A 21,825-nucleotide genomic window follows, 5' to 3' on the forward strand; every position below is an offset into this window, starting at 1 on the left:
TTATGCACGTCATGGGCAGTTTTATGAAGCAGTTTAAAAATTTTGGAAAACGCTTGACCATCATCCAAAAGTTTTATAAACTAAGGCTTGCCTAATCACGGGCGGTTACTTGGGAAGATGCGCTCCACTTCTTTACCAGGTGCCGAAGATTAGTCATGGGGAGAGGGCCCGCCAGTGCGCAGCTGGCGGGCCCTCGTTAATTCAATAGCCTTGGGGCAGTCTAGCGGTCCCTCGACGGTTTCCCGGCACCGTTGAAGCTGCCGAAATGGTGTACCCGAATTACACTCGCTGGCATGACTGACCTGCAGCATGCCCACTTTGTTGAAGAGGCAGTATGCCATCTCATCGAGCTCTATGACAGCTCGTGCTCCGTCGCGCGTAAATCCCTCGCGACGGGGGATTTCGATCGTTATAGGCACGTGGTCTATCCCAAAATCACTGTGCACGTGCGCGAATGGCAGCCCATCGACCGTTCCGAACCCTTTGGATATGTGGACCAAGCTGGCCGCTTTTCTGCCGTCATTTCCAAACCTCAGCTCCTGCGTGATTACCTCACGGAGCAGCTATCAAGGCTGACGGAGAACTATCCCTGTGACATTTACGTAGGCCAGTCGAATGAGCTCATTCCACCGGAGTACATCCGTGACGCCGGCTCAGTGCCCGAGAACCGCGGTGAGATACCGCGCCCCACTCTGGACGAGGTCAACGATGCCATCATCGACGGCGAGTGGAAGGCCTTCCACGGTAAGGAAAAACCGCTCTTCCACTTTGGCCCGCAGCGCTTCGACATCGCGTGCGCGCGCATCGAGCACTACACCGGCATCGAGGTCGACACGGTGCAGAAGTACATCCTGTTCACCAACTATGCCATGCACACCACGGAGTTTGTGAAGTTTGGCCTGCGCGAGCTCACCAAAGAGGATTCCCGCTACACGGCGCTGGTGTTGCCTACTGGGGAGACGATCCACTCGAATGACGCCGTGCTTCTCGACGTCGACGAGCTCACCCTAACCTCCCGCTATCAGATGCCACGCTTTGACCTCATCACGGCCAGCGGGGACGGAATCACGATGATCAACATTGGCGTTGGTCCATCCAACGCCAAGACAATCACGGACTGCCTTGCTGTCCTGCGCCCCGAGGCGTGGATCATGATCGGGCACTGCGCTGGACTGGACGGCCGCATGCGTATCGGCGACCTCATCCTGGGTAACGCCTATCAGCGCGAGGACCACATTCTCGACCGCAAGGTGGGCGCGGGGAATCCGATTCCCGCTATACCTGAAGTGCAGCGCATGCTGGAGGCCTCCGTGCGGGAGGTCTACGGTGACGATAATCCTTTGATGCGTACCGGCACGGTGCTCTCGACCGACGACCGCAACTGGGAATGGCGCACCTCCCGCGACCTGTGGGAGTGGCTACAGCACTCCACCGCTGTGGCGGTGGATATGGAGTCCTGCACGCTGGCGGCAAACGGTTACCGCTACCGCGTTCCTTATGGCACGCTTCTGTCCGTCTCCGATTTGCCTTTGCATGCCGTCCCCAAGCTGCCCGCACAAGCGCAGGCCTTTTACTCGAACTCTAAGGAAGCGCACGTGATGTGCGCGGTGCGCGCAGTGGAGCAGCTAGCAGGAAATCCCTCCCGTTTGCACACAAGAAAGCTCAGAAGAACTTTGGGCGAGGTTCCTTTCCGATAGACTATACGAAAAGATTCGTCGGTCGAAGGAGCAGGCAAGCCGCATGAGCGTCCCAGAATGGTTTAACTCAGAACGCGAGAACCTCACGTGGGAAACATTCGGCGAGGCAAGCCGAGCGCTCTCCCAACAAGTCATTGATTCTGGGTGGTTCCCTGATCTCATCGTGGGCGTGGCCCGTGGCGGCCTCATCCCAGCAGGCGCCATCGGCTATGCAATCGGCGTCAAAGAAATGGGCGCAATCAACGTGGAGTTCTACACCGACATCGGTGCGACCTTGCCCGAGCCAGTTCTGCTTAACCCGCAGCTGGATATCGAATCCTTGCAGGGCAAGAAGGTTCTGGTGGTCGATGACGTGGCCGATTCTGGAAAGACCCTCGATCTCGTGGTCAACCTGCTGGCGGAAACGGCCGCTGAGGTGAAGTCAGCCGTTATTTACACCAAGCCCACGACCATCTTTGAGCCGGATTTCTCGTGGAAAAAGACAGATGCCTGGATCAATTTTGCGTGGTCGGTTCTGCCTGTTATCACTGTTGACGGTTCTTTTAGGGAAGGGGCCTAGGGGCCGCTAGAGTATGTGCGGTGTCTCAACAACCCGCACCTACTTCTGTTCTCGGCAGTTTTAAATATGCATTTTCTTCGCCAGCGCGCTTTCGTATGGAGGTCTTCGGCGGCCTCGCGGTAGCGCTGGCGCTGATTCCTGAGGTTCTCAGTTTTTCCATCTTAGCGGGGCTCGATCCGCGCGTAGGTTTGTTTGCCTCGGTGATCATGGCAATCTCCATCGCGTTCACCGGCGGACGCCCCGCGATGGTTTCTGCGGCGGCGGGCGCGGTGGCCTTGGTTATTGCGCCGTTGTCGCACAGTCACGGCCTTGACTATGTGGTGGCCACCATCATGCTGGCCGGCATCTTGCAGATCATCTTGGCGATGCTGGGCGTCGCCAAGCTTATGCGTTTCATCCCGCGCTCGGTGATGACCGGATTCGTCAACGCTTTGGGCATCATGATGTTTACCGCGCAGCTGCCGCATCTTAAGCATGTGCCGTGGATGGTATACGTGCTGGTGGCAATGGGGCTGGTGATCATGCTGGTGCTGCCGCGGCTGACCACGGTGATCCCTGCGCCTTTGGTGACCATCCTGGTGGTCACGGTGTTGGCTATTGCTTTCGGGTGGAAGGTCCCGGACGTGGCCGACCAAGGTGAGCTGCCTACGAGCCTGCCGGGATTGTTTATTCCGAACGTGCCGCTGAATCTGGAGACGCTCGAGCTCATCGCTCCTTACGTGGTTGGCGTGGCTCTGGTGGGACTGATGGAATCGCTGCTGACGGCGAAGCTCGTCGACGACATTACGGACACGCACTCCGATAAGACGCGCGAGTCCTTAGGCCAAGGCGTGGGAAACATCTTGTCCGCACTGATTGGTGGAATGGGTGTGTGCGCGATGATTGGCCAGACCATGATCAATGTGAAGGGCGCGCAGGCACGCACGCGCTTGTCGACGGTCCTCGCCGGCGTCTTCCTGCTCATCCTCGTCGTGGTCTTGGGGGAGACCGTCGGCCGCATTCCTATGGCGGCGTTGGTAGCGGTGATGATTATTGTCGCTGGTACGACCGTGGATTGGCATTCGATTAACCCGCGCACGCTGCGGCTTATGCCGCTTTCGGAAACAGTGGTCATGCTGGTAACCGTGGTGGGCACCTTGCTTACCCACAACTTGGCAGTGGGTGTGGTCGCCGGTGTGCTGGCGGCGTCGGTGGCTTTTGCTCGCCGCGTGGCGCATTTCGTGTCGGTGGACTTGGAGGGAAACACCTACTTTGTGCGTGGGCAGCTTTTCTTCGCGTCCTCGAACGATCTGGTTTATGCCTTCGACTACACGTTGCCGGAAGAGCACGTGGTTATTGACCTAAATGGCGCCGAAATTTGGGATGCCTCCACGGTGGCGACGCTGGATTCGGTGCAGGAAAAGTATGCCGACCGCGGGGTCGAGGTGGAATTCCGGGGCTTGGATGGTGCGAGCTTGCAGCGCTTGGAGCGTCTGAGCGGCAAGTTAGACAGGTAGTTCTTTTGGTTGATTTTCTCCTTAAATATTGATTTTTAGGTAACCCTAACTTTAAGTTGGTTTCGGTAAGTTAGGTAAGCATTACTTTTCTAAGGAGAATTTATGACCATTGCGCTGGATCGACCGTTATCGCTGGCTTTGCGCGAGGAGACTGCGCGTGCCCACGAGGCGGCGGAGGGATCGAGCTTTATGCAGCGGCTCATGGCGGGAGAGCTAGATGCCAAAGCTGTCGCCGATCTGACCGGTCAGCTGTGGTTTGTGTATGAGACATTGGAGCGAACAGTGCGTGCTGTGGCGGAAACGGCCACCGCGGGCGCTGTGGCCGATCCGCGTTTGGAGCGCCGCGATGCTCTCGAGGTCGATCTGACTCAGCAGCTGGGAGGGGATTGGCGTGATAAGGTTCGCATCTTGCCGGCTACCGCGGCTTATGTGGCCCGCCTTGAGCAGTTGGCTACACCTGAGCATGCAGTTGAGGTTGTGGCGCATCACTATGTGCGCTACCTCGGTGACATTTCCGGCGGCCAGGTTATTGCGGCGCGGTTGGGTGCACTGTATGGGATTGATCCGGATGCGCTTAACTTCTACGACTTCACCGCGATCGGGAAGATTCCTCCTTACCGCAATGGTTACCGACAGCGTATTGATGAGATGCGATTGGCAGAAGCAGAGCGGGCGGCGCTTATCTCTGAGGCCCAGGCGGCCTTTGCGTTTAATTCGGGCATCTTTGCTGAGTTAGATCGGCGACACTAAAACAGGTCTTGACTTTAAGCTTAGCCTTGCCTAACCTCTGTTAGGTATAGCAAAGCTCAGTTTGCATACTCTCATCTACACTCTTTCTGATTCGGAGAACTAAATGAAGCCAATCTCTGTACTCACCGCCACCACTCTCGTGGCCGGTGCTCTCGCAGTACCCACTGCTTCCGCTGCGGAAATTCCTGCCCTCGCTTCCGGTGAGCTCAGCTGGCCCATCAAGGAGTCCTTCATTTCCTACCTGCAAAAGCCTTTTGCGCAGGGTGAGATTAAGACCACTGATGGTGCCGTCTTCGCTGACAATTCTTTCAAGCTTCCAGTGAATGCTTCCGCATCCACGGTTGACGAAAAGGGTAACGGAACCATCGACACTGATGGCTCGCTGCACTTCAAAGCACACCCGGGCATGGGCCCAGATGGCGGCTATGGCCTCGATATGACGTTCAGCGACATCAAGGTGGTGGTTTCCGGCACTGATGCCACCATCACGGCGGACTTGAAGACCACCGGTGCCAAGGGGCCAGGCAGCAAGGAGGCAATTGAAACCGACCTGGATGACGCAGAAATCTCCACCTTTAAGTTGAGCGAAGCAATTGTTCCGGCAGCAGAGAAGACCTACACCACCACAGATGCACAGACGTCCATCACCAAGGTTGGCTCCGACGCGATGCTGGGCTTCTACGAGCCGGGACCGCTAGAGGACGGAAACACTGACCTCACTGTCACCTATGGCAAGGCGGCTGCTGAGCCAGAAGTGAAGCCAGAGCCGAAGCCAGAGTCGAAACCAGATCCAAAGCCTGACGCGGGTTCTTCCGCGGGTGCAATCGGCGGCATTGTAGCCGCGATTGTTGCGATTCTGGCTGCAGTCGGTGCTGCCTTCTCTGGTGCGATTCCGGGCCTGAAACTGCCGAAGCTGTTCTAGGCAAGGGCGGCGTCGTCAAGCGTGGCTTGGTTGTGTCGCGGTTGTTCTAAGGGGGAATGCAGTGGTGGATATCCTGAGCAAAGTTAGGAGATCCAACCCAAAAAGTTGCCTTGACCGGCATGTTTGCTAAAGCAAACCTTCCTAGCGCGACGGAAATAAATCTGTATTGTTGGTGTTGCACTTAATGAATCGCCCCGGTTTGATAGGCAATTGTACTTTCCGGGGTGTCTTAGAGAAAGGTTCCTGACATGGACGAGAAGCTGCAAACCCTCCTGAACAATCAGGTCAACAACGAGCACGGCGCTGCTCTTATTTACACCCAGCTGGCATACGAGATGGATAACCTCTCCTTCCCAGGTATGCGCGACTGGTTCTACGCGCAGGCAGAAGAGGAGCGCGCGCACGCGCAGAAGTTCGCGCAGCACCTGCTGGACCGCGGCTACCGCGTTGAGCTTTCTGACATCTCAGTTCCTTCCATCAAGGCAGCTACCCCGCTGGATGCTTTCGAGGCGGCTTTCGCGCACGAGCAGAAGGTCTCCGAGCAGATTCGCGAGATCGCGCGCACCGCTGATGCGGCCGGCGATCTGGATTCCCGCTCCATGATCAACTGGTTCCTGGAGGAGCAGATCGAGGAGGAGTCCACCGTCAGCGAGATCGTCGACCAGATCAAGCTCGTGGGCAACGATGGCTCTGGCCTCCTGCGCATCGACGCAGAGCTTTCCTCCCGCGGCTAAGCCTTTAGCTCGAGCGGCACGCGCAGCAGGGGATCGAGCGCAATTGCGCGGGTAATCGCCCCCACGATCTCCTGATGCGAGGGGATGAGACGTAGCTGGGCGGACTTTCCGGCTTTTTCTCGTACGACTGCCGCGAAACGTTTCGGCGCAGCAGGGTCATCAAGGAATGCTCCACCGGCGAGCACAACGGTGGTGGGCTCATGTTCCTTGATGAGTTGTGCCGCGACAAGGCCTAGATGGCGAGCGCGTTCATCGAGGATTTCGCGGTGCGCGGAGGTATCGACGTTGTCTAGCTTTTTCTGCACGGCGGCGGTAGTTAAGGTTTCCTCTGGGTGGGGCACCTCTGCGATGGAAGGCAGGGGGATGATCTGGGAGACTTCGTCGCCAGTGGAAAGCGCGGCGCCGATCGAGTCATCCGCAAAAAGCACTAGAACCGGATCGGTATTTCCAAGTTCCGCGGCTTGGGTTTCGGAGCCCAAGATTGCGGGCACGGCGGAGGAAACCACAACGGGCACGCTGAACTGATAGTGCAGGCGCTCTGCGATGTCGACGTCGACCCAACCCAGGTTTGCGGCGGTGACGCGGCCCGCGGCGTCGACAGTGCCGGAGGTGGTAATGCCCACGGAGACCAGTTTGCGGTCGAGGCCTGCGCTTAGGCGATGGACGCCGGCCATGATGTGCTCGATGAAGTCCTCCTCGCTCAGCTGCGCGACGGGGGTAGGTACGTCATCTTCGCGGATGGTGCGCCCGAGCGTGTCGTAGAAGCCGATGTGGGTTTGCGAGGTGCCCACGGCGATTCCGGCCAGGATCCAGTCATTTTCGGCAACTTCGAGCGGAACCGTGGGGCGCCCGCGGCCGCGGGAACGGGTGAGATCGTTTCTTTCCTGGACGAGGCCCGCCTGGAGCAGTGCCGCGGTGGCGCGGGTGATGGTGGGCTGGGAAAGTCCTGTCGCCTCGACGAGCTCACTGCGCGTGATGATGGGGTTTAAACGCACGAGGTGAAGGCACTTAGCCGCTGGGGTGCGCGGGCGAGTGAACACGGGACCAGGTTTGAGCATAAGTAGAAGTATAGATTTTCTAGACCGTATTGTCTAGCAGGTATCCGCAAGATTAGACAACATTGTCTAAGGGATTCTTTCTATAGTGTGGTGTCCATGGATTCAATTGCGGTTTATTGCGGCTCGGCCACCGGTAACTCGGAAGCATATATCGAAGCAGCCCGTCAGCTGGGCGGGCAGCTGGCAGATCGTGGAATCAACTTGGTTTACGGCGGCGGCAACGTGGGGCTCATGGGCGTGGTAGCGGATGCATGTCTGGCAGGAGGCGGAACGGTCACCGGCGTGATCCCCGAACAGCTGGTGGACCTAGAGCTTTCACATCCTGGCCTGACCTCACTTGAAGTGGTGGAGACCATGGCGCAGCGCAAGACCCGCATGGAGGACTTGGCAGATGGCTACGTGTGTCTGCCGGGCGGCGTGGGCACCCTCGAAGAGCTCGCGGAGGTGCTGACCATGCAGCAACTAGGCCACGTCGACGGCCCCGTTGGCTTGGTGGACGTCGCCGGATTCTGGCGTCCTTTCGTGGACATGTACGCGGGCATGTCAGAGGCGGGCTTCGTGCAGCGCCGCTTTGTGGATGCGATCGTGCTTGAGCCAACGCCAGCGCAGGTTCTGGATGCCTTTGCGGGTTGGACTAATCCCGGGATGAAGTGGGATAACAAGTAGCTAACAAGCTGACAACGTTTGGCGCCTAGGTTGGCCCTAGGCTCCAGGTAAAGGATAGACTTCACCCTCATGAGTTCAGAGCCAAACCAGAGCCGCCATCCTTCCCTCTTGGACGCGGCCTGCGATAACTTTGTGCACGATCTTGCGGAGCTAAGCCCTACCGAAGCAACGGCGTGGGGCATCCCGGGATTCGAAGGCGAGCTGCAGGATTTCTCGCCGGAGTACTACGCGGCTATTGCTGACCGCACCCGTGACATGGTCGCTGACGTCGATGCTCTGGATGACACCACTGACGAGTCCGATGATGAAGATGACTTCGACGATGTGGATTACGTGACCGCAGCCGTCTTGCGCGATCGCCTTTGCCTAGAGCTGGACTTGCACCACCACGGCGAGGATATGCGCAGCCTCAACAACATCGCCTCCCCGGTGCAGACCATTCGCGATACTTTGCTGCTGATGCCGCAGGATACCCCTGAGCAGCTTGATGCCATTCGCTCGCGCCTGTCCAAGGTCGGTGGCGCACTAAGCGGATACAAGGATTCCTTGCAGGAGTCGGCGGCACATGGCCTGATTCCGCCGCATCGCCAGATCAACGAAGTCTTCGTCCAGTGTGAGCGGCTTGCCGACGCCGGTTCCATGCTGGAGGGCCTTGGCGTCGAGGGTACTGAGGTCGAGGCGGCAAAGAGCGCTTTTGGGCAGTTCGCTGATTGGCTCTCCAATGAACTACAGCCGCAGGCTTCCACCGAGGATGCGGTGGGCCGCGACCGCTATGAGCGGTTTTCCAAGCTTTTCGTCGGCGATACCGTCGATCTTGATGAGGCCTACGAGTGGGGCCTGGAGCGTGTCCAAGAAATCCGCGCTGAGCAAGAAAAGATCGCGCACGAGTTGTATGGCTCTGAGTGCACCGTGAAGGCCGCGATGCGCAACCTCAACCAAGAGGAGCGCTACGTGCTGGAGGGCACCGATGCGCTCGTGGAATGGATGCAGGGCACGGCGGAGAAAGTCATCAAGGATTTGGATGGCACCGAGTTCGACATTCCGGAGCAGATCCGCGATATCGAATGCTGCATCGATCCTGCCGGTACAGGCGGCATCTTTTATACCCCGCCTTCAGATGATTTCTCGCGTCCCGGCCGCATGTGGTGGTCAGTTCCGGCTGGCCAGGAGCGTTTCCACACCTGGCAAGAGCTGACCACGGTTCACCACGAGGGCGTGCCGGGCCATCATCTGCAGCTGGGTTCTGCGCTGGTCCAAGATGATCTCAACCTGTGGCGCCGTGCGGTGACCTGGAACTCGGGCCACGGCGAAGGCTGGGCGCTTTACGCTGAGGCGCTCATGGCGGAGCTGGGTTATATGGAGGATCCGGGATTCCGCATGGGGCTTCTCGACGCCCAGCGTTTCCGCGCCGCCCGCGTTGTGGTGGACATCGGATTGCACTTGGGCAAGAAGCTGCCGGACTGCAGCAACTCTGGCAAGTGGGATAAGGCCCACGTGAAGACCTTCATGCGCGAAAACACCGCGATGGATGACGCGAACCTCAACTTTGAGGTCAACCGCTACCTGGGCTGGCCGGGGCAGGCGCCTTCCTATGCCTTGGGCGAGCGCCTATGGCAGCAGACCAGGCAGGAGGCCGTGGAGCAGGGAATGAGCGTACGGGACTTCCACTCCGAGGCCTTGGCGCTAGGATCTGTTCCTATGTCGATTCTGCGGCAGACCATCTTGAACTAAAGCCTGAGTTTTCAGTCTTAGCCATTTGATAGCAGCGGAGCGCTTGATGGTCACTTACTTTTTGGTTATAAGGCGCAAAATTTGGGGCAAATAGCCTGCGATAACGAGCACGATGATGAGGCGGACGATCTGCACCGCGACCACTGCAGGTCCCGCGCCGCCTTCGGAAGATAGCGCAAGAACTGTCTCGAGAGCGCCGGGCGAGGTGGCGAGGTAGGCCTCGAAATAGGAGATATCCAGCCAGGCCGTCAGCGGCCAGGCGGTAAGCGCGCAGACGCCGATGACGATAATGATGAAGGCGATTGTGGCCGGGAGCTGCTTGGCAAAGGAACGCAGCGCGGGGATGGACAGTCCGCCGCCGCAGACCCAACCGATGGACATGAATGCCATGATCTTGAAGATGGAGTGCGGCTCCAGTGTGTGCCCGGCGGGCAGGAATTGCGCGACGATGACGGTGAGGATGAGCGGGCCCAAGACGGCTGAGGCGGGCAGGTGCGCGAGCTTGCCTAGGCGCTCGCCGAGGACCGCAATAGCTACGGTCAGCGCAATGACCCACCAGGCGCTATCGACGTGGACGGATGCATCCGTGCCACCGGATTCAGTGGTCATGAAGCTGACCATAAAAGGCAGAGAGACCGAAACCGCGAGCAGGCGCAGGTATTGGGTCAGCGCCACGTAGCGGTAGTCGGCGCCGAGCTCGCTGGCAAGCGCCGGCATAAGGGAGGCGCCGCCGGGCAGCATGGATAATATGCCGGTCTCCCAGGAGATCTCTTTGGGCTGCGAGCGGTGCAGCAACATTCCGCCTGCCATGCCGACGACGACGGTGATGAGGGACATCGTGATGGCGGCGGGAAGAAAGCCAAGAAGTAGCGAGGCCGGTACCAGCGTGAGGGGGATGGCTGCCATGATGCCGATGAAGCCGCGGGCCACGGCGTAGAAGTGCTTGTTGACGGTGAGTTCTTGCCCGGTGATAAGCGCCATCGCGCCGGAGACCACGATGGCTGCCAGGATCCAGGCGGCGGGCACGTGCAGGTAAGTAAAAAGCGTGCCGAGGGCCACAGACCCTGGCGCAATGATGGCCCACTGTGCACGAACAGACATGGCGTCGAGTTTAATAACACGCATGGAGTTGTTGGACCTGGGGTTTAGCGGTTGGGCATTTTTGACGTCAGGAGCTGCGGTAGCGGGATGGATCGATGCCGTCATTGGCGGCGGGGGACTCGTACTAATTCCGCTCATCATGGCGGTGGCACCGCAACTGGCGCCGGCGACGGCGCTGGCCACGAATAAAGTTGCGGCAGTCTCGGGCACGGCCTCGGCTGCAGTGACGATGGTGCGCAAGGTTCGGCCACCGGCGGGGGAGCTTGTCCGCTTAAGCCTGGTAGCGCTGGTGTGCTCCGGCATCGGCGCGGGCGCTGCGGCGATGATTGATAAGGACGTGATGCGCCCGCTGATTATCGTGTTGATGGTCTGCGCCGGCGCCTTCGTGGCCTTTCGCCCTAGCTTTGGCACGAATGAAAGCGAAGGCATCCGTGGCGGATGGCGTAGGTGGGCTGCGTTGGCAGCGGTGGCCTGCATCGCTTTCTATGACGGCATCTTTGGCCCCGGCACCGGCATGTTCCTCATCATGGTGTTTACGGGCATCTTCTCCCAGAACTTCCTCAAGTCAGCGGCGATGGCGAAGGTGGTCAATACCTGCACGAACGTCGGCGCGCTCTGCGTGTTCATCCTGGGAGGGCACGTCATTTGGGCGCTGGCCCTAGTCTTGGCCGTGGCTAACGTCATTGGCGCGCAGCTCGGTGCCCGCACCGTACTAGGCGGCGGCACCAAGCTGATTCGTTATGCCCTGCTTACCCTCGTGGTGGTAATGAGCATCTACCTGGGCATCCAGCAGTGGGGGACTACATCCGCTTCTTAGTCTTGGCGGTGGCAGGTGCGGTCCACGGGTCCTCGGGCCACGGGTGCTTGGGGTAGCGCCCGCGCATATCGGCGCGCACGCCCTGGTAGGGCCCAGCCCAGAAGCTGGCCAGATCATCGGTGACGGCAAGCGGCCGGCCGGCAGGCGAGAGCAGGTGGAATTGCACGCGGTGGCCGCAATATACGGGGGATTCGGCCAAGCCAAAGCACTCTTGCAGCTTGATGGAGACCACGGGACGCTCGCCACTCCAGTCGATCTTTGCATCCCTGCCGGAAGGAACGGGTAGGCGCTCAGGTGCGAGTTCGTCGAGTTTGCTTGCCTCCGGCCAGGGCAGAAGTCGCTGTAGAGCAGGGTAGACGTCGATAGCGGAGGCAGGCGTGCCTTCTGCAATCTGGTGCAGCTCGGGGCCGAGCCACTCGGCAGGATCCGCCTGCTCCACGTCTGGCCAAGGCGCGCCGTAGTTGCGGTAGAGGTGACGAAGGCGATTGCGCAGGATCTGGGCTTTCTCGCTGAAAGAGAAAAGACCTAGGCCCTGCTCGCGGATGCCGGCAGCAAGGGCTTCTTCGGCGGCGGCACCGGTGACCTTGATGGGGGTAGAACTTAGCTCGATCGCGCCGGCGCGGGTTACTTTGCGCCCGCGGATTTTCCCATCCTTTAAGGTCGCAGTTACTTCTTCAGTGGTGCCGATGGCTGCAAGCGCTGCCTCTTCGTCGATGCGGGTAAAGGCGCGGATGATGGCGTTTCCAGCGTTAGAAAGAGACACTTCCGCTACGGCCAGCCATGCGGCACCATTGTCCTCTAATAATCGGGCGCGGGTACCGCTGGCCAGAAGGTAGTCATCGCCCATTCTCTTTGCCACCTGATCGGGGAATGCGGCGGCCACAACGCGGCTGGGATCGACGCTGCCCTTATCCGGCACGAGGCGCGCGAGGCGCTGGACCTCGCGTTTGGCCGGAGCGATGCGGGTGATATCCCCGCGCGGGGAATCGCTCAGCGCCGCCACGGCTGGGGCAGCTTGGGAGCCGTATTTCAAAAGTGCAGCCCCGAGGCGTGGGTCGGTAGGCATGGTCGCGAGCTCCGGGGTGGCGCCAATCGCGGTGAGGGTACGGTGGGCGTCGGCAAGCGCGCGTGCAGGTGGCTGATCCAGCAACGGGAAATCCGGACCGGCGCCCCAGCAATCCAGGAATAGCGTGGCTTGAGTGAGGTCGGCGCTCAAGATCTCCGGGGTGATGTGCGGGGCAAAGTGCTGGTAATCCTCTTGGGAATAGCAGCGGATGACGGTACCCGGGGCCTCACGGCCTGCACGTCCGGCGCGCTGATCCGCGCTCGACTTGGAGGTGGATACGGTAACCAGACCGGACATTCCGCGCTGGGCGTCGCGGCGCGGGGTGCGCGAGAGACCAGCGTCGACCACGGTGCGCACGCCGGGCACCGTCAGGGAGGATTCCGCGATGGATGTCGCGACAACGATGCGATCGGCATCCGTGTACAACGCAGCATCCTGCTCAGCCGTGCTCTGCCTACCGTGGAGCGGATAGGCCTCCGGCAGCATCTTGCAGACCAGCTCCACCTCGCGCACGCCGGGGACAAAGACCAGTGTGGAACCTGTATGCCCCATGGCTTGGCGGGCTACGTGAGCATAAAAATCGCGGTCGCCGGAAGCACGTCCAGGCGCTGGGCGATAGTGAATATCGAGGGGATGAGTGACCGCCTCGGTGACATGAACCGGGGCGTCCATAAGCTGCGAGAAACGCTGCGCATCAACGGTCGCGGACATGGCGACGACGCGGAAATCGTCGCGCAGCTGCGCCAATTCGAGACACATGCCAAGGACCAAGTCCGTGTCGAGCTGGCGTTCGTGAACCTCGTCGATGGCTACTGCGGCAACGCCGGTGAGCTCGGGATCTTTAAGGAGGCGGCGCAGCAGCACGCCCGGGGTGACGAACTCTACGTCCTGACCTTTGCGGGAATCACCGCGCACCGCGTAGCCGATCTGCTGGCCGGACAGCGCTTGGAGGCGGTTGGCTGCCGCGCGGACTGCGACGCGGCGTGGGGCAGTGACGATGACTTTGCCATCCATGTTTGCCAAGGCCGGCGGAACTAGCGTGGTCTTGCCGGTGCCAGGCGGGGCCTGCACCACTATGTTTCCGGTCTTGGGCAGGCTATCGATGGTTTCGGCAACGGGCAGGCCCGCGCCGATGCGTGCGAGATCGAACATCTACGTCAGCCCGAAGCCTTCCACTGGGCCTTCGAGATCTTCGCGCTCGAGGTTGTCTCCATTGAGCTTGCGCACCACGCGGCCGGGAGTGCCCAGTACCAGCGACTTATCCGGGATATCGCGGGTGACGAGCGTGCCCGCACCAATGACGCAATCCTCGCCAATGGTGACACCGGGCATGACGGTGACGTTGGCCCCGAACCAGGTGTTGCGGCCCACGGTGATCGGTTTGGCAATCTCCCAACCTCCCTCGCGCATCTCGTGGTCATTGACCGGATGGCCCACGGTGATAAGGGAGCAATTGGGCCCAATCATCACGCGATCCCCCAGCGTGACCTTGGCCTGGGCCAAGATGGTGGCATTAAAATTGATGAAGACATGCTCACCTATGATGAGGTTGCAACCGAACTCCACGTTGGCCGGCCCGAACCAGCCCGGCACATGGGATTCCTCCGGAAGCAGCTCCCGCAGAATTTCCCGTGCTTTGTCTTGATCGGTGCTACCTAACTCGTTGAACTGCTTGATCAAGCGGAAAGTACGGGCGTGCTCCGCGCGTACTTGTTCCGTCTGCCCCGGCAGGTGCCAGTGCCCGCCGGACATTTTTTCCCAGGTGCCGAATTGCTCGAGGTTCATGGGGATTTAGTCTAGTCGCGTGAAAGGGACGTCTTGTGTGCTGCGGACGGACATGTACTCTTGGGCCATGCTTTTCGACGTCTCTCGCCCCGCCGTCCAGGTCGCGCCGGGCGTGGCGCATCTGCCAGGATGGTTGTCCGTGAGCAGCCAAGAAGCGTTGGTTTCTGCTGTTCGTGAGGTGGCGCGGGCTTATGCGGGCACGCCGATGGCGATGTATCGCCCACGTTTGAAGTCGGGGCAGATGAGCGTGCATCAGCTGCATTTGGGCAGGTTCTGGCATTACGAGACCTATCGTTACGTGGACAATATTGAGGGGACTCGAGTGCCGCCGATGCTGGAATCGTTGCGGGAGCTGGCGTCTCCGGCACTGCGCGCGGCTGCCGAGGTCGCGCCCGAGTTAGCGCCATGGGCTGAGAGCTTTGTTCCTGAGATGGCGTTGGTGAATTACTATCCACCGGGCTCGGGGATGGGCATGCACGTCGACGATTTTGAGGAATCCTTGGCGCCGGTAATTTCTCTATCCATTGGTGATGAAGCGCTGTTTCGGATGGGCAATACGGAAAACCGCAATAAGCCCTGGGATGACGTTCTGCTTGGTTCAGGGGATCTGATTGTCTTTGGCGGACCGAAGCGGCTGGCCTATCACGGTGTGGTGCGGGTTAATGACGCAACGTTGCCAGAAGGATGTGGTCTGCGGGAAGGGCGAATCAATATCACTATTCGCCAAGTTGACGCGCGTGCTAGTCTTTCTTGTTGACTAATCAACAAAACGAAAGAGGGTTATTCCCATGGCAAAGATTGGCATCGTTCTCGGCTCTACTCGCGACGATCGTGCAGGCGAGGCAATCGCAAACTGGGTTGGTGACTTGGCTAAAGGCCGCAACACCGGCGTTGAATACGAAGTAATTGATCTCAAGGCATTCAACGTTCCGATCATGACCACCTCCGTCATCCCGATGGCGGCGAACAAGAGCTATGACGACGCCAACGTTCAGGCTTGGTCCGATGCCATCGATTCTTGCGATGGCTACGTCTTTGTCACCCCTGAGTACAACCACTCCGTGCCGGGTCCGTTCAAGAACGCCTTCGATTCCTTGGGCGCCGAGTGGGTAAACAAGTCCATCGCTTTCGTGGGTTACAGCTTCTCCGGCGGCATTCGCGCAGTTGAGGCATGGCGCCTAGCAGTGGCTAACTTCTCCATGAAGCAGCTGCGCACTCAGGTAGAGGTCAACCTCATCACCGACATGAACGAGGGCGCCTTCGCGCCAGCTGACTTCAAGATTGGCCTCGTGGACAACATGTTGGCTGAGCTTGAGGATTCCATCGCGAGCTAGAAACCGATCCTTCCGAGGTCACTATCTCGCGGGAAGTCTGCGTGCTCGACGGTGCGCTGGGTGGCTTCGCTTCCAGCGCACCTTTACATCGACACGATGACCATCAAGCCACGTACGCAGAGTTAATTACTGCAAGCCGAACTGGTCCCAAGCCGCAGGGGCCAGGTTCTGGTAGACGTGCTTGTGCTCCTGGTACTCGGCCAAGCCGGTGGGGCCAAGCTCGCGGCCATTGCCGGACTGCTTGAAGCCGCCCCACTCTGCCTGCGGCAGGTACGGGTGGAAGTCGTTGATCCAGATGGTGCCATGGCGCAGGGCGCGGGCAACGCGCTCGGCGCGGCCGGCGTCGGAAGTATAGACGGCGCCAGCCAGGCCGTACTCGGTGTCATTCGCGATGGCGATGGCCTCCTCCTCGGTGGTGAAGGTCTCGATGGTCACGGTAGGGCCGAAGGCCTCGTCGTGGACACAGTCCATCTCGCGGGTTGCGCCATCGATGATGGTTGGCAGGTAGTAGACACCAGCGCCCAAGTCGGTGGTGCCTGTGCCGTGCTGGCCATTGGTGTCCTCGCTGGTGGCGGCGCGGCCGCCGGTGAGGATCTTGGCGCCCTGCTCGCGGGCCTTGTCCACGTAGGCGGCAACCTTTTCGCGGTGCTCGGCGGAGATGAGCGGGCCGGTCTCGGCCTTGTCATCGGTCGGGCCGCCGATCTTGATCTTATTGGCGCGCTCTACCAGGGCATCGACGAACTTATCGTGCAGAGACTCTTCGACAACGATGCGGGAGCCTGCGGAGCAGACCTGGCCGGAGTGGAAGAAGGCGCCATTGAGGGCGTTGTCCACGGCGACGTCGAAATCGGCATCGGCGAAGATGACGTTCGGGTTCTTGCCGCCGAGCTCGAGCGCGGTGCGTTTGACGGTCTCCGCAGCGTTCTTTGCGATGATCTTGCCGGTGACCAGGCCGCCGGTGAAGGAGACCATATCGACGTCAGGATGCTGGGACAGTGGGTTGCCGCAGTTGGCACCGGCGCCGGTGATGAGGTTGCCCACACCGTCTGGCAATCCGCATTCCTTGAGGGCGGCCATGAGCAGCATCGCGGTGTGCGGGGTGAGTTCCGCCTGCTTGAGGACGAAGGTATTGCCGGCGGCCAGGGCCGGGCCGACCTTCCAGGAGACCTGCAGAAGCGGGTAGTTCCACGGGGTAATCAGTCCGCAGACGCCAACGGGCTCGGCGTCGATGCGCGATCGCAGGTTGGGATCCTGCGGGTCGACTACGCGGCCGGCCTGGTGCTGGGCCAGGGTGCCGAAGTACTCAAAGGCGTTGGCGATGTCATCCATATCGCCCAAGGACTCCTCATAGCGCTTGCCGGTATCAGCGGACTCGGCGGAAGCGAAAAGTTCCTTGTGCTCGCGGATGAAATCGGCCACGCGGATGACCAGCTTGCCGCGCTCGGCGGCCGGGGTATTAGTCCACTCGCCGTTATCAAAGCTTTCACGGGCAACCTTGATGGCGCGCTTGGTGTCCTCGTCGGATGCCTCGGAGACTAAACCGACGGTGGAACCATCGGCCGGGCAAATGATGGTGCGGGTGTCGCCGCTTTGGGCGGCTTCCCACTTACCGTTGATGAACAGGGACTTCGGGGCGCCATCAGCATGCACGCCCTTTAGCAGCTCGGTCTGGGTGGGGTCGAACAAAGTGTTCTGGGTGCTCAAGTGAAAAGCAACCTTTCTCTCATAGAGGTAGTTGTAGTGGCCAGCTTAGCTATCTTCGCGCCAGGTGCGCTCGGGCTCGGCGCCATCAGAGACATCGGAGTCACCCGGCTGGGTCTGCTGCATGTAGAGGAAGGCCAGGTGGCGCTCGTAGAGGTCCAGCACGTTATTGATGATTTGGTTCTCGGAATAGCCGTAGACGTCATAGCCCAGCGAACCGGTCATATCGTAGACCTCGAGGCGGTAGTACTCGTCGCCTTCGCCCGCGCTGAAATCGGGGCGCTCGGCCGCTACCGGGAAAAGCTGGTAGCGGAACATGCGCTCATTGTGCAGCTTTACTTCTAGGTCGAGCTGGGGCAGTTCGACGTCGGGAAGCTCACTGGTGAGCAAGATGGCGTCGTAGCCGCGGGTACGCATGTGCGTTGCCACCTGCTGGAGGGCGTAGGTAGCGGTTTCGCGCAGGTAGGTATCCATCTCCTGCTTGGAGGGGAAGGTATTGGCCCGGTCGAGGCGGTTCTTCCAGAGGTCGGCATTGGCCGGTTCGCGCTCGGTACGGGAGGAAATCACTCCGTGCATAGCGGTGGTGCGGGCTTCGCGCTGCACGTTTTCTAGGCGCAGGGACTTCCACAGGGAGAACATAATGAGGTAGACCACGAAGGCGAAAGGCAGGCCCATGACCACGGTGGCGGACTGGACTGTGGTGATGCCATCGATCTGCAAAAGCGCCAAGGTTAGTGCGCCCACGGTGACGGACCAGAAGATGCGCATCCACTTCGGGCCGTCCTGGCGGCTATCCGTAATCTTCGAGGTGAAGTTGGACATCACCAGCGCACCAGAGTCGGCTGAGGTGATGTAGAGCAGCAGACCGATGAACGTGGTCAAGAAGATGACGATGGATGCGCCGGGGAACTCGGCCAGCATGTCGTAGAAGCCTTGCTCCGGTGTATTGATCGCGGCTTCGGCAAAGTCGGGGTATTCGCCGGAACGAACCATGTCCAAAGCGGTGTTGCCGAAGAAGGACATCCACATCAGGATGAACAGGAAGGGGAAGGTCAGCACGCCGAAGATGAACTGCCGCAGGGTGCGGCCGCGGGAAATACGGGCGAGGAACAGGCCGACGAAGGTAGCCCAGGCAATCCACCATGCCCAGAAGAAGAGGGTCCAGGACTGCATCCAAGTGTCTACGTTGGCTTGGTCTTCGGCGAAGGCGAAGGTCTCCATGGTCCAGGATGGGAACTTCGAGACGTAGTCACCGATATTGGTCACGATGGCATCGAAGAGGTAGGCGGTCTTGCCAAAGACCACGACGTAGATCATCAGCGCGATGGCCAAATAGACGTTCAGCTCGGAGAGGAAGCGAATGCCCTTATCCACACCGGATACAGCCGACAGTGTGGCAATGGCCACCGCAATAATGATGAGAGCGGACTGCAGGCCAAGACCCTGCTCGATGCCGAAGATGAGGTGGAAGCCGTAGGACAGCTGCACCACACCGATGCCCAGGGAGGCGGTCACACCGAAGACGGTGCCCAGCATGGCAGCGATATCGACTGCATCACCAACTGGGCCGTGTACGCGCTTGCCGATGAGCGGATACAGCGCGGAGCGGATAGCCAGTGGCATGTTGAGGCGGTAGGCAAAGTAACCGAAGGCCATGCCCATCAGTGCATAAAGCGCCCAACCGGTGATGCCGTAGTGGAACATCGCCCACACCACGGCCTCCTTGGCGGCCTCCATGTTTTCGCCTTCCCCGACCGGTGGGGTGACGTACATGGTCACGGGTTCTGCGACAGCGAAGAACATGAGGTCCACACCGATGCCGGCGGCAAAGAGCATGGACGCCCAAGAGAAGGTGTTGAATTTCGGCCGCGAGTGGTCCGGGCCGAGGCGGATATTGCCGGCATTGGAAAAGGCAATATAGAGCACGAAGACCACGGCGATGGTCGCGGTGAGGACATAGAACCAGCCGAGGTTGTGGCCGATCCAGCCGGTGACGCTGGCGAGGGTTTCCGCCGCGGAATCGCGGCCGAGCCCGGCATAGAGCGCCATGGCAATAATGAGGACGCCGGAGATGATAAATACCGGCCAGTTTGTCTTGGGAGCAGGGACCTGATCCGCGCCTACGGCATCGCCGGTTTCAGCCTTGTAGCTGCCGACGAGGGCACGAACTTGGTAGCGTGGGCTGCGCTTCTTGGGCTCTCCAGAGGGGGTTGCGAGAGAGGTGTTTTTACCCCCTTTTTGGGGGACTTTACTTGAAGTGTGAGACTCCTCAGGATCGTGAGGGTCAAAGTTAGCCATCTACTTCTCCTAATGTTGGTTGGTTTGGGCCGAATCTTTCGCACGGGTGCCCCAAAATGCTCACAAGATCGCAGGGAGAGAAAGGTGAGTGAAATGAATCATATTCGGGCAACCTATGTGCAAAGACTTCGGATTTCATCTCCAGAGACATCCATACGGACAAGGTAAATATACATTAAGATGGGCAAACTTCTAGAAGGATGTGTACTCTGAAGGTAGTGCCCGCACATGAGGCGATGTGAATAAATACAGACTTTTGTATAAATTACAATGTTTTCACTTCCGGTGGGACAATCTTGACGTGTGAAATATTTCACAGAAAGAAGGGGATTTATGGGTTTTATGGACAAGCTGACCAAGAAGCGTTCCGCTAAAAAGGTCACCGATGAAGTAAGCGACGTAGTCGTCGTTGGCGGTGGCTCCGCAGGCTCCGTCATCGCCGAACGCCTGACCGAAGACAAGAACACTCGTGTGCTGGTCCTTGAGGCCGGACGCAACGATTCCCTGTGGGATCTCTTCGTCCACATGCCTTCCGCATTCTCTTTCCCGATTGGTGCAAAGAACTACGACTGGATGTACGAATCCGAGCCGGAGCCAGAGATGAATGGCCGCCGCATCTACCACGCCCGTGGCAAGCTGCTGGGTGGCTCTTCTTCCGTCAACGGCATGATTTACCAGCGTGGCAACCCCATGGACTACGAGAAGTGGGCCAAGAACCCGGGCATGGAAAACTGGGACTTCGCGCACTGCCTGCCTTATTTCAACCGCATGGAAAACGCCGCCGCGGCAGAAGATAACGATCCGCGCCGCGGCCACGACGGCCCGCTCTACCTTTCCCGCGGTCCTGCAACCAGCGAGCTCTTCCAGGCCCTGTTCAAGTCCGTGCAGCAGGCCGGCTACCACCTGACCAACGACGTTAACGGTTACCGCCAGGAAGGCTTTGCTCCTTTCGACCGCAACATCAAGCACGGCAAGCGTTGGTCCGCCGCGCGTGCATACCTACATCCGAACCTAGACCGCGAGAACCTCGAGGTTCGTACTCGCGCGTTTACCACCAAGGTCCTCTTCGAAGGCCAGAAGGCCATCGGCGTGGAATACGAGTGGAAGGGCGGCGTTCACCGCGTATTCGCTGACAAGATCGTCCTTTCCGCTGGCGCCATCAACACCCCGCAGCTGCTGCAGGTCTCCGGTGTCGGTGATGAGGAACTGCTGCGCAAGCACGGAATCGACGTCGTCAAGCACCTGCCGGGCGTCGGCGAGAACCTGCAGGATCACCTCGAGGTCTACATCCAGTACGAGACCACCAAGTCCACCGCTTCTTCCCAGCCTTACCTGGACAAGTGGCGCTGGCCATTTATGGGCCTGCAGTGGATTCTCACCAAGAAGGGCCCGGTCGCAACCTCCCACTTCGAGGGTGGCGGATTCGTTCGTTCCAACGAGAACGAGGAATACCCGAACCTGATGTTCCACTTCCTGCCGATGGCAGTGCGCTACGACGGCCAGAAGGCCGACGTCAAGCACGGCTTCCAGTGGCACGTTGGCCCGATGTTCTCCGATACCAAGGGCCATGTCCGCATCAAGAGCGCCGATATCCACGAAAAGCCGGAGATTCTCTTCAACTACCTGAAGACCGACCAGGATCGCCGCGAGTGGGTCGAGGCAGTGCGCGTTGCGCGTTCTCTGCTGGACACCGAAGCCATGGCTGAGGTGGGCGCCCGCGAGTTCAGCCCGGGCCCTGACGTGCAGACCGACGAGGAGATCCTCGAATGGGTACGTAACGACGGTGAGACCGCACTGCACCCGTCGTGCACCACCAAGATGGGCTCCAAGGATGACCCTATGGCGGTTGTGGACCCAGAAACCATGCAGGTCTGGGGCATTGAGGGCCTCTACATCGCTGATGCTGGCGTCTTCCCGTCCGTGACCAACGGCAACATCTACTCGCCAACGATGATGGTGGGCGAGAAGGCCGCCGATCTGATTGCCGGAAAGAAGCCTTTGGCACCGCTTAACGACGTAACCTGGTACAAGGCTGGCGAGGATATGCCGCTGTACGCCCCAGGCGAGGCAGTGCGCGATCACAAGCAGGCCGTAAAGGGTGCTTACTAGA

The 21,825-nt window shown here is 59.7% G+C and carries 18 protein-coding genes; 12 read left to right on the top strand and 6 right to left on the bottom strand.

Annotation, left to right across the window (positions count from 1 at the left end; genetic code table 11):
• Positions 1-293 precede the first annotated feature (293 nt).
• From amn to HMPREF3158_RS04535, 6 genes are all read left to right on the top strand, one after another.
• The gene (gene amn / locus HMPREF3158_RS04510) at positions 294-1,697 is read left to right on the top strand and encodes an AMP nucleosidase (RefSeq protein WP_070497478.1); all 1,404 of its coding nucleotides are present in this window, start codon (positions 294-296) and stop codon (positions 1,695-1,697) included.
• Positions 1,698-1,740: 43 nt separating this feature from the next.
• Positions 1,741-2,256, top strand: coding sequence for a phosphoribosyltransferase (locus HMPREF3158_RS04515; protein ID WP_061919934.1), 516 nt, complete (start codon positions 1,741-1,743; stop codon positions 2,254-2,256).
• Positions 2,257-2,351: 95 nt separating this feature from the next.
• Positions 2,352-3,752 carry a SulP family inorganic anion transporter gene (locus tag HMPREF3158_RS04520; RefSeq protein WP_061919935.1) on the top strand — a complete coding sequence of 467 codons (1,401 nt, stop codon included), beginning with the start codon at positions 2,352-2,354 and terminating at the stop codon, positions 3,750-3,752.
• Between the two features lie 102 nt (positions 3,753-3,854).
• On the top strand, positions 3,855-4,502 hold the full coding sequence (locus tag HMPREF3158_RS04525) for a biliverdin-producing heme oxygenase (protein WP_061919937.1): 648 nt from the start codon (positions 3,855-3,857) through the stop codon (positions 4,500-4,502).
• A gap of 103 nt (positions 4,503-4,605) precedes the next feature.
• The gene (locus HMPREF3158_RS04530) at positions 4,606-5,424 is read left to right on the top strand and encodes an HtaA domain-containing protein (RefSeq protein ID WP_062036334.1); all 819 of its coding nucleotides are present in this window, start codon (positions 4,606-4,608) and stop codon (positions 5,422-5,424) included.
• Positions 5,425-5,672: 248 nt separating this feature from the next.
• A complete protein-coding gene (locus HMPREF3158_RS04535) occupies positions 5,673-6,158 on the top strand; it encodes a ferritin (RefSeq protein ID WP_070433350.1) in 486 nt (161 codons plus the stop codon).
• On the opposite strand, the gene HMPREF3158_RS04540 is transcribed toward HMPREF3158_RS04535, so the two are convergent.
• Complete coding sequence (locus HMPREF3158_RS04540; protein WP_070455701.1) at positions 6,155-7,216, bottom strand: ROK family transcriptional regulator; 1,062 nt, start codon at positions 7,214-7,216, stop codon at positions 6,155-6,157. The two genes, HMPREF3158_RS04535 and HMPREF3158_RS04540, sit on opposite strands and share 4 nt — an antisense overlap.
• 96 nt (positions 7,217-7,312) lie before the next feature.
• On the opposite strand from HMPREF3158_RS04540, the gene HMPREF3158_RS04545 reads away from it, so the two are divergent.
• Both HMPREF3158_RS04545 and HMPREF3158_RS04550 read left to right on the top strand, forming a co-directional pair.
• Entirely contained in the window at positions 7,313-7,882 is a 570-nt protein-coding gene (locus HMPREF3158_RS04545) for an LOG family protein (protein WP_062039239.1), read from the top strand.
• A gap of 69 nt (positions 7,883-7,951) precedes the next feature.
• On the top strand, positions 7,952-9,613 hold the full coding sequence (locus tag HMPREF3158_RS04550; protein ID WP_062036328.1) for a DUF885 domain-containing protein: 1,662 nt from the start codon (positions 7,952-7,954) through the stop codon (positions 9,611-9,613).
• Between the two features lie 54 nt (positions 9,614-9,667).
• Here the strand turns inward: HMPREF3158_RS04550 and HMPREF3158_RS04555 are convergent, their stop codons facing one another.
• Positions 9,668-10,714, bottom strand: a complete 1,047-nt coding sequence (locus HMPREF3158_RS04555) for an AbrB family transcriptional regulator (RefSeq protein ID WP_246816178.1) — start codon at positions 10,712-10,714, stop codon at positions 9,668-9,670.
• 22 nt (positions 10,715-10,736) lie between these two features.
• On the opposite strand from HMPREF3158_RS04555, the gene HMPREF3158_RS04560 reads away from it, so the two are divergent.
• The gene (locus tag HMPREF3158_RS04560; RefSeq protein ID WP_083291044.1) at positions 10,737-11,531 is read left to right on the top strand and encodes a TSUP family transporter; all 795 of its coding nucleotides are present in this window, start codon (positions 10,737-10,739) and stop codon (positions 11,529-11,531) included.
• Here the strand turns inward: HMPREF3158_RS04560 and HMPREF3158_RS04565 are convergent.
• Together HMPREF3158_RS04565 and HMPREF3158_RS04570 are read right to left on the bottom strand one after the other, a co-directional pair.
• Positions 11,515-13,749, bottom strand: a complete 2,235-nt coding sequence (locus HMPREF3158_RS04565; RefSeq protein WP_070497481.1) for an ATP-dependent RNA helicase — start codon at positions 13,747-13,749, stop codon at positions 11,515-11,517. The two genes, HMPREF3158_RS04560 and HMPREF3158_RS04565, sit on opposite strands and share 17 nt — an antisense overlap.
• A complete protein-coding gene (locus HMPREF3158_RS04570; protein WP_070497483.1) occupies positions 13,750-14,382 on the bottom strand; it encodes a sugar O-acetyltransferase in 633 nt (210 codons plus the stop codon).
• Positions 14,383-14,449: 67 nt separating this feature from the next.
• Here HMPREF3158_RS04570 and HMPREF3158_RS04575 point away from each other — a divergent pair, with 67 nt between their 5' ends.
• Together HMPREF3158_RS04575 and HMPREF3158_RS04580 are read left to right on the top strand one after the other, a co-directional pair.
• Entirely contained in the window at positions 14,450-15,139 is a 690-nt protein-coding gene (locus tag HMPREF3158_RS04575) for an alpha-ketoglutarate-dependent dioxygenase AlkB family protein (protein WP_062039233.1), read from the top strand.
• 31 nt (positions 15,140-15,170) lie between these two features.
• Positions 15,171-15,716, top strand: a complete 546-nt coding sequence (locus HMPREF3158_RS04580) for an NADPH-dependent FMN reductase (RefSeq protein WP_061919953.1) — start codon at positions 15,171-15,173, stop codon at positions 15,714-15,716.
• A 126-nt stretch (positions 15,717-15,842) separates the two neighbouring features.
• On the opposite strand, the gene HMPREF3158_RS04585 is transcribed toward HMPREF3158_RS04580, so the two are convergent.
• Complete coding sequence (locus HMPREF3158_RS04585) at positions 15,843-17,420, bottom strand: aldehyde dehydrogenase family protein (protein ID WP_070497485.1); 1,578 nt, start codon at positions 17,418-17,420, stop codon at positions 15,843-15,845.
• Between the two features lie 45 nt (positions 17,421-17,465).
• Positions 17,466-19,715 carry a choline BCCT transporter BetT gene (betT, locus tag HMPREF3158_RS04590; protein ID WP_070497486.1) on the bottom strand — a complete coding sequence of 750 codons (2,250 nt, stop codon included), beginning with the start codon at positions 19,713-19,715 and terminating at the stop codon, positions 17,466-17,468.
• A 333-nt stretch (positions 19,716-20,048) separates the two neighbouring features.
• On the opposite strand from betT, the gene betA reads away from it, so the two are divergent.
• A complete protein-coding gene (gene betA / locus HMPREF3158_RS04595; protein WP_070497488.1) occupies positions 20,049-21,824 on the top strand; it encodes a choline dehydrogenase in 1,776 nt (591 codons plus the stop codon).
• Position 21,825 lies beyond the last annotated feature (1 nt).

Source organism: Corynebacterium sp. HMSC06G04, assembly GCF_001807365.1.
GTDB lineage: Bacteria > Actinomycetota > Actinomycetes > Mycobacteriales > Mycobacteriaceae > Corynebacterium > Corynebacterium simulans.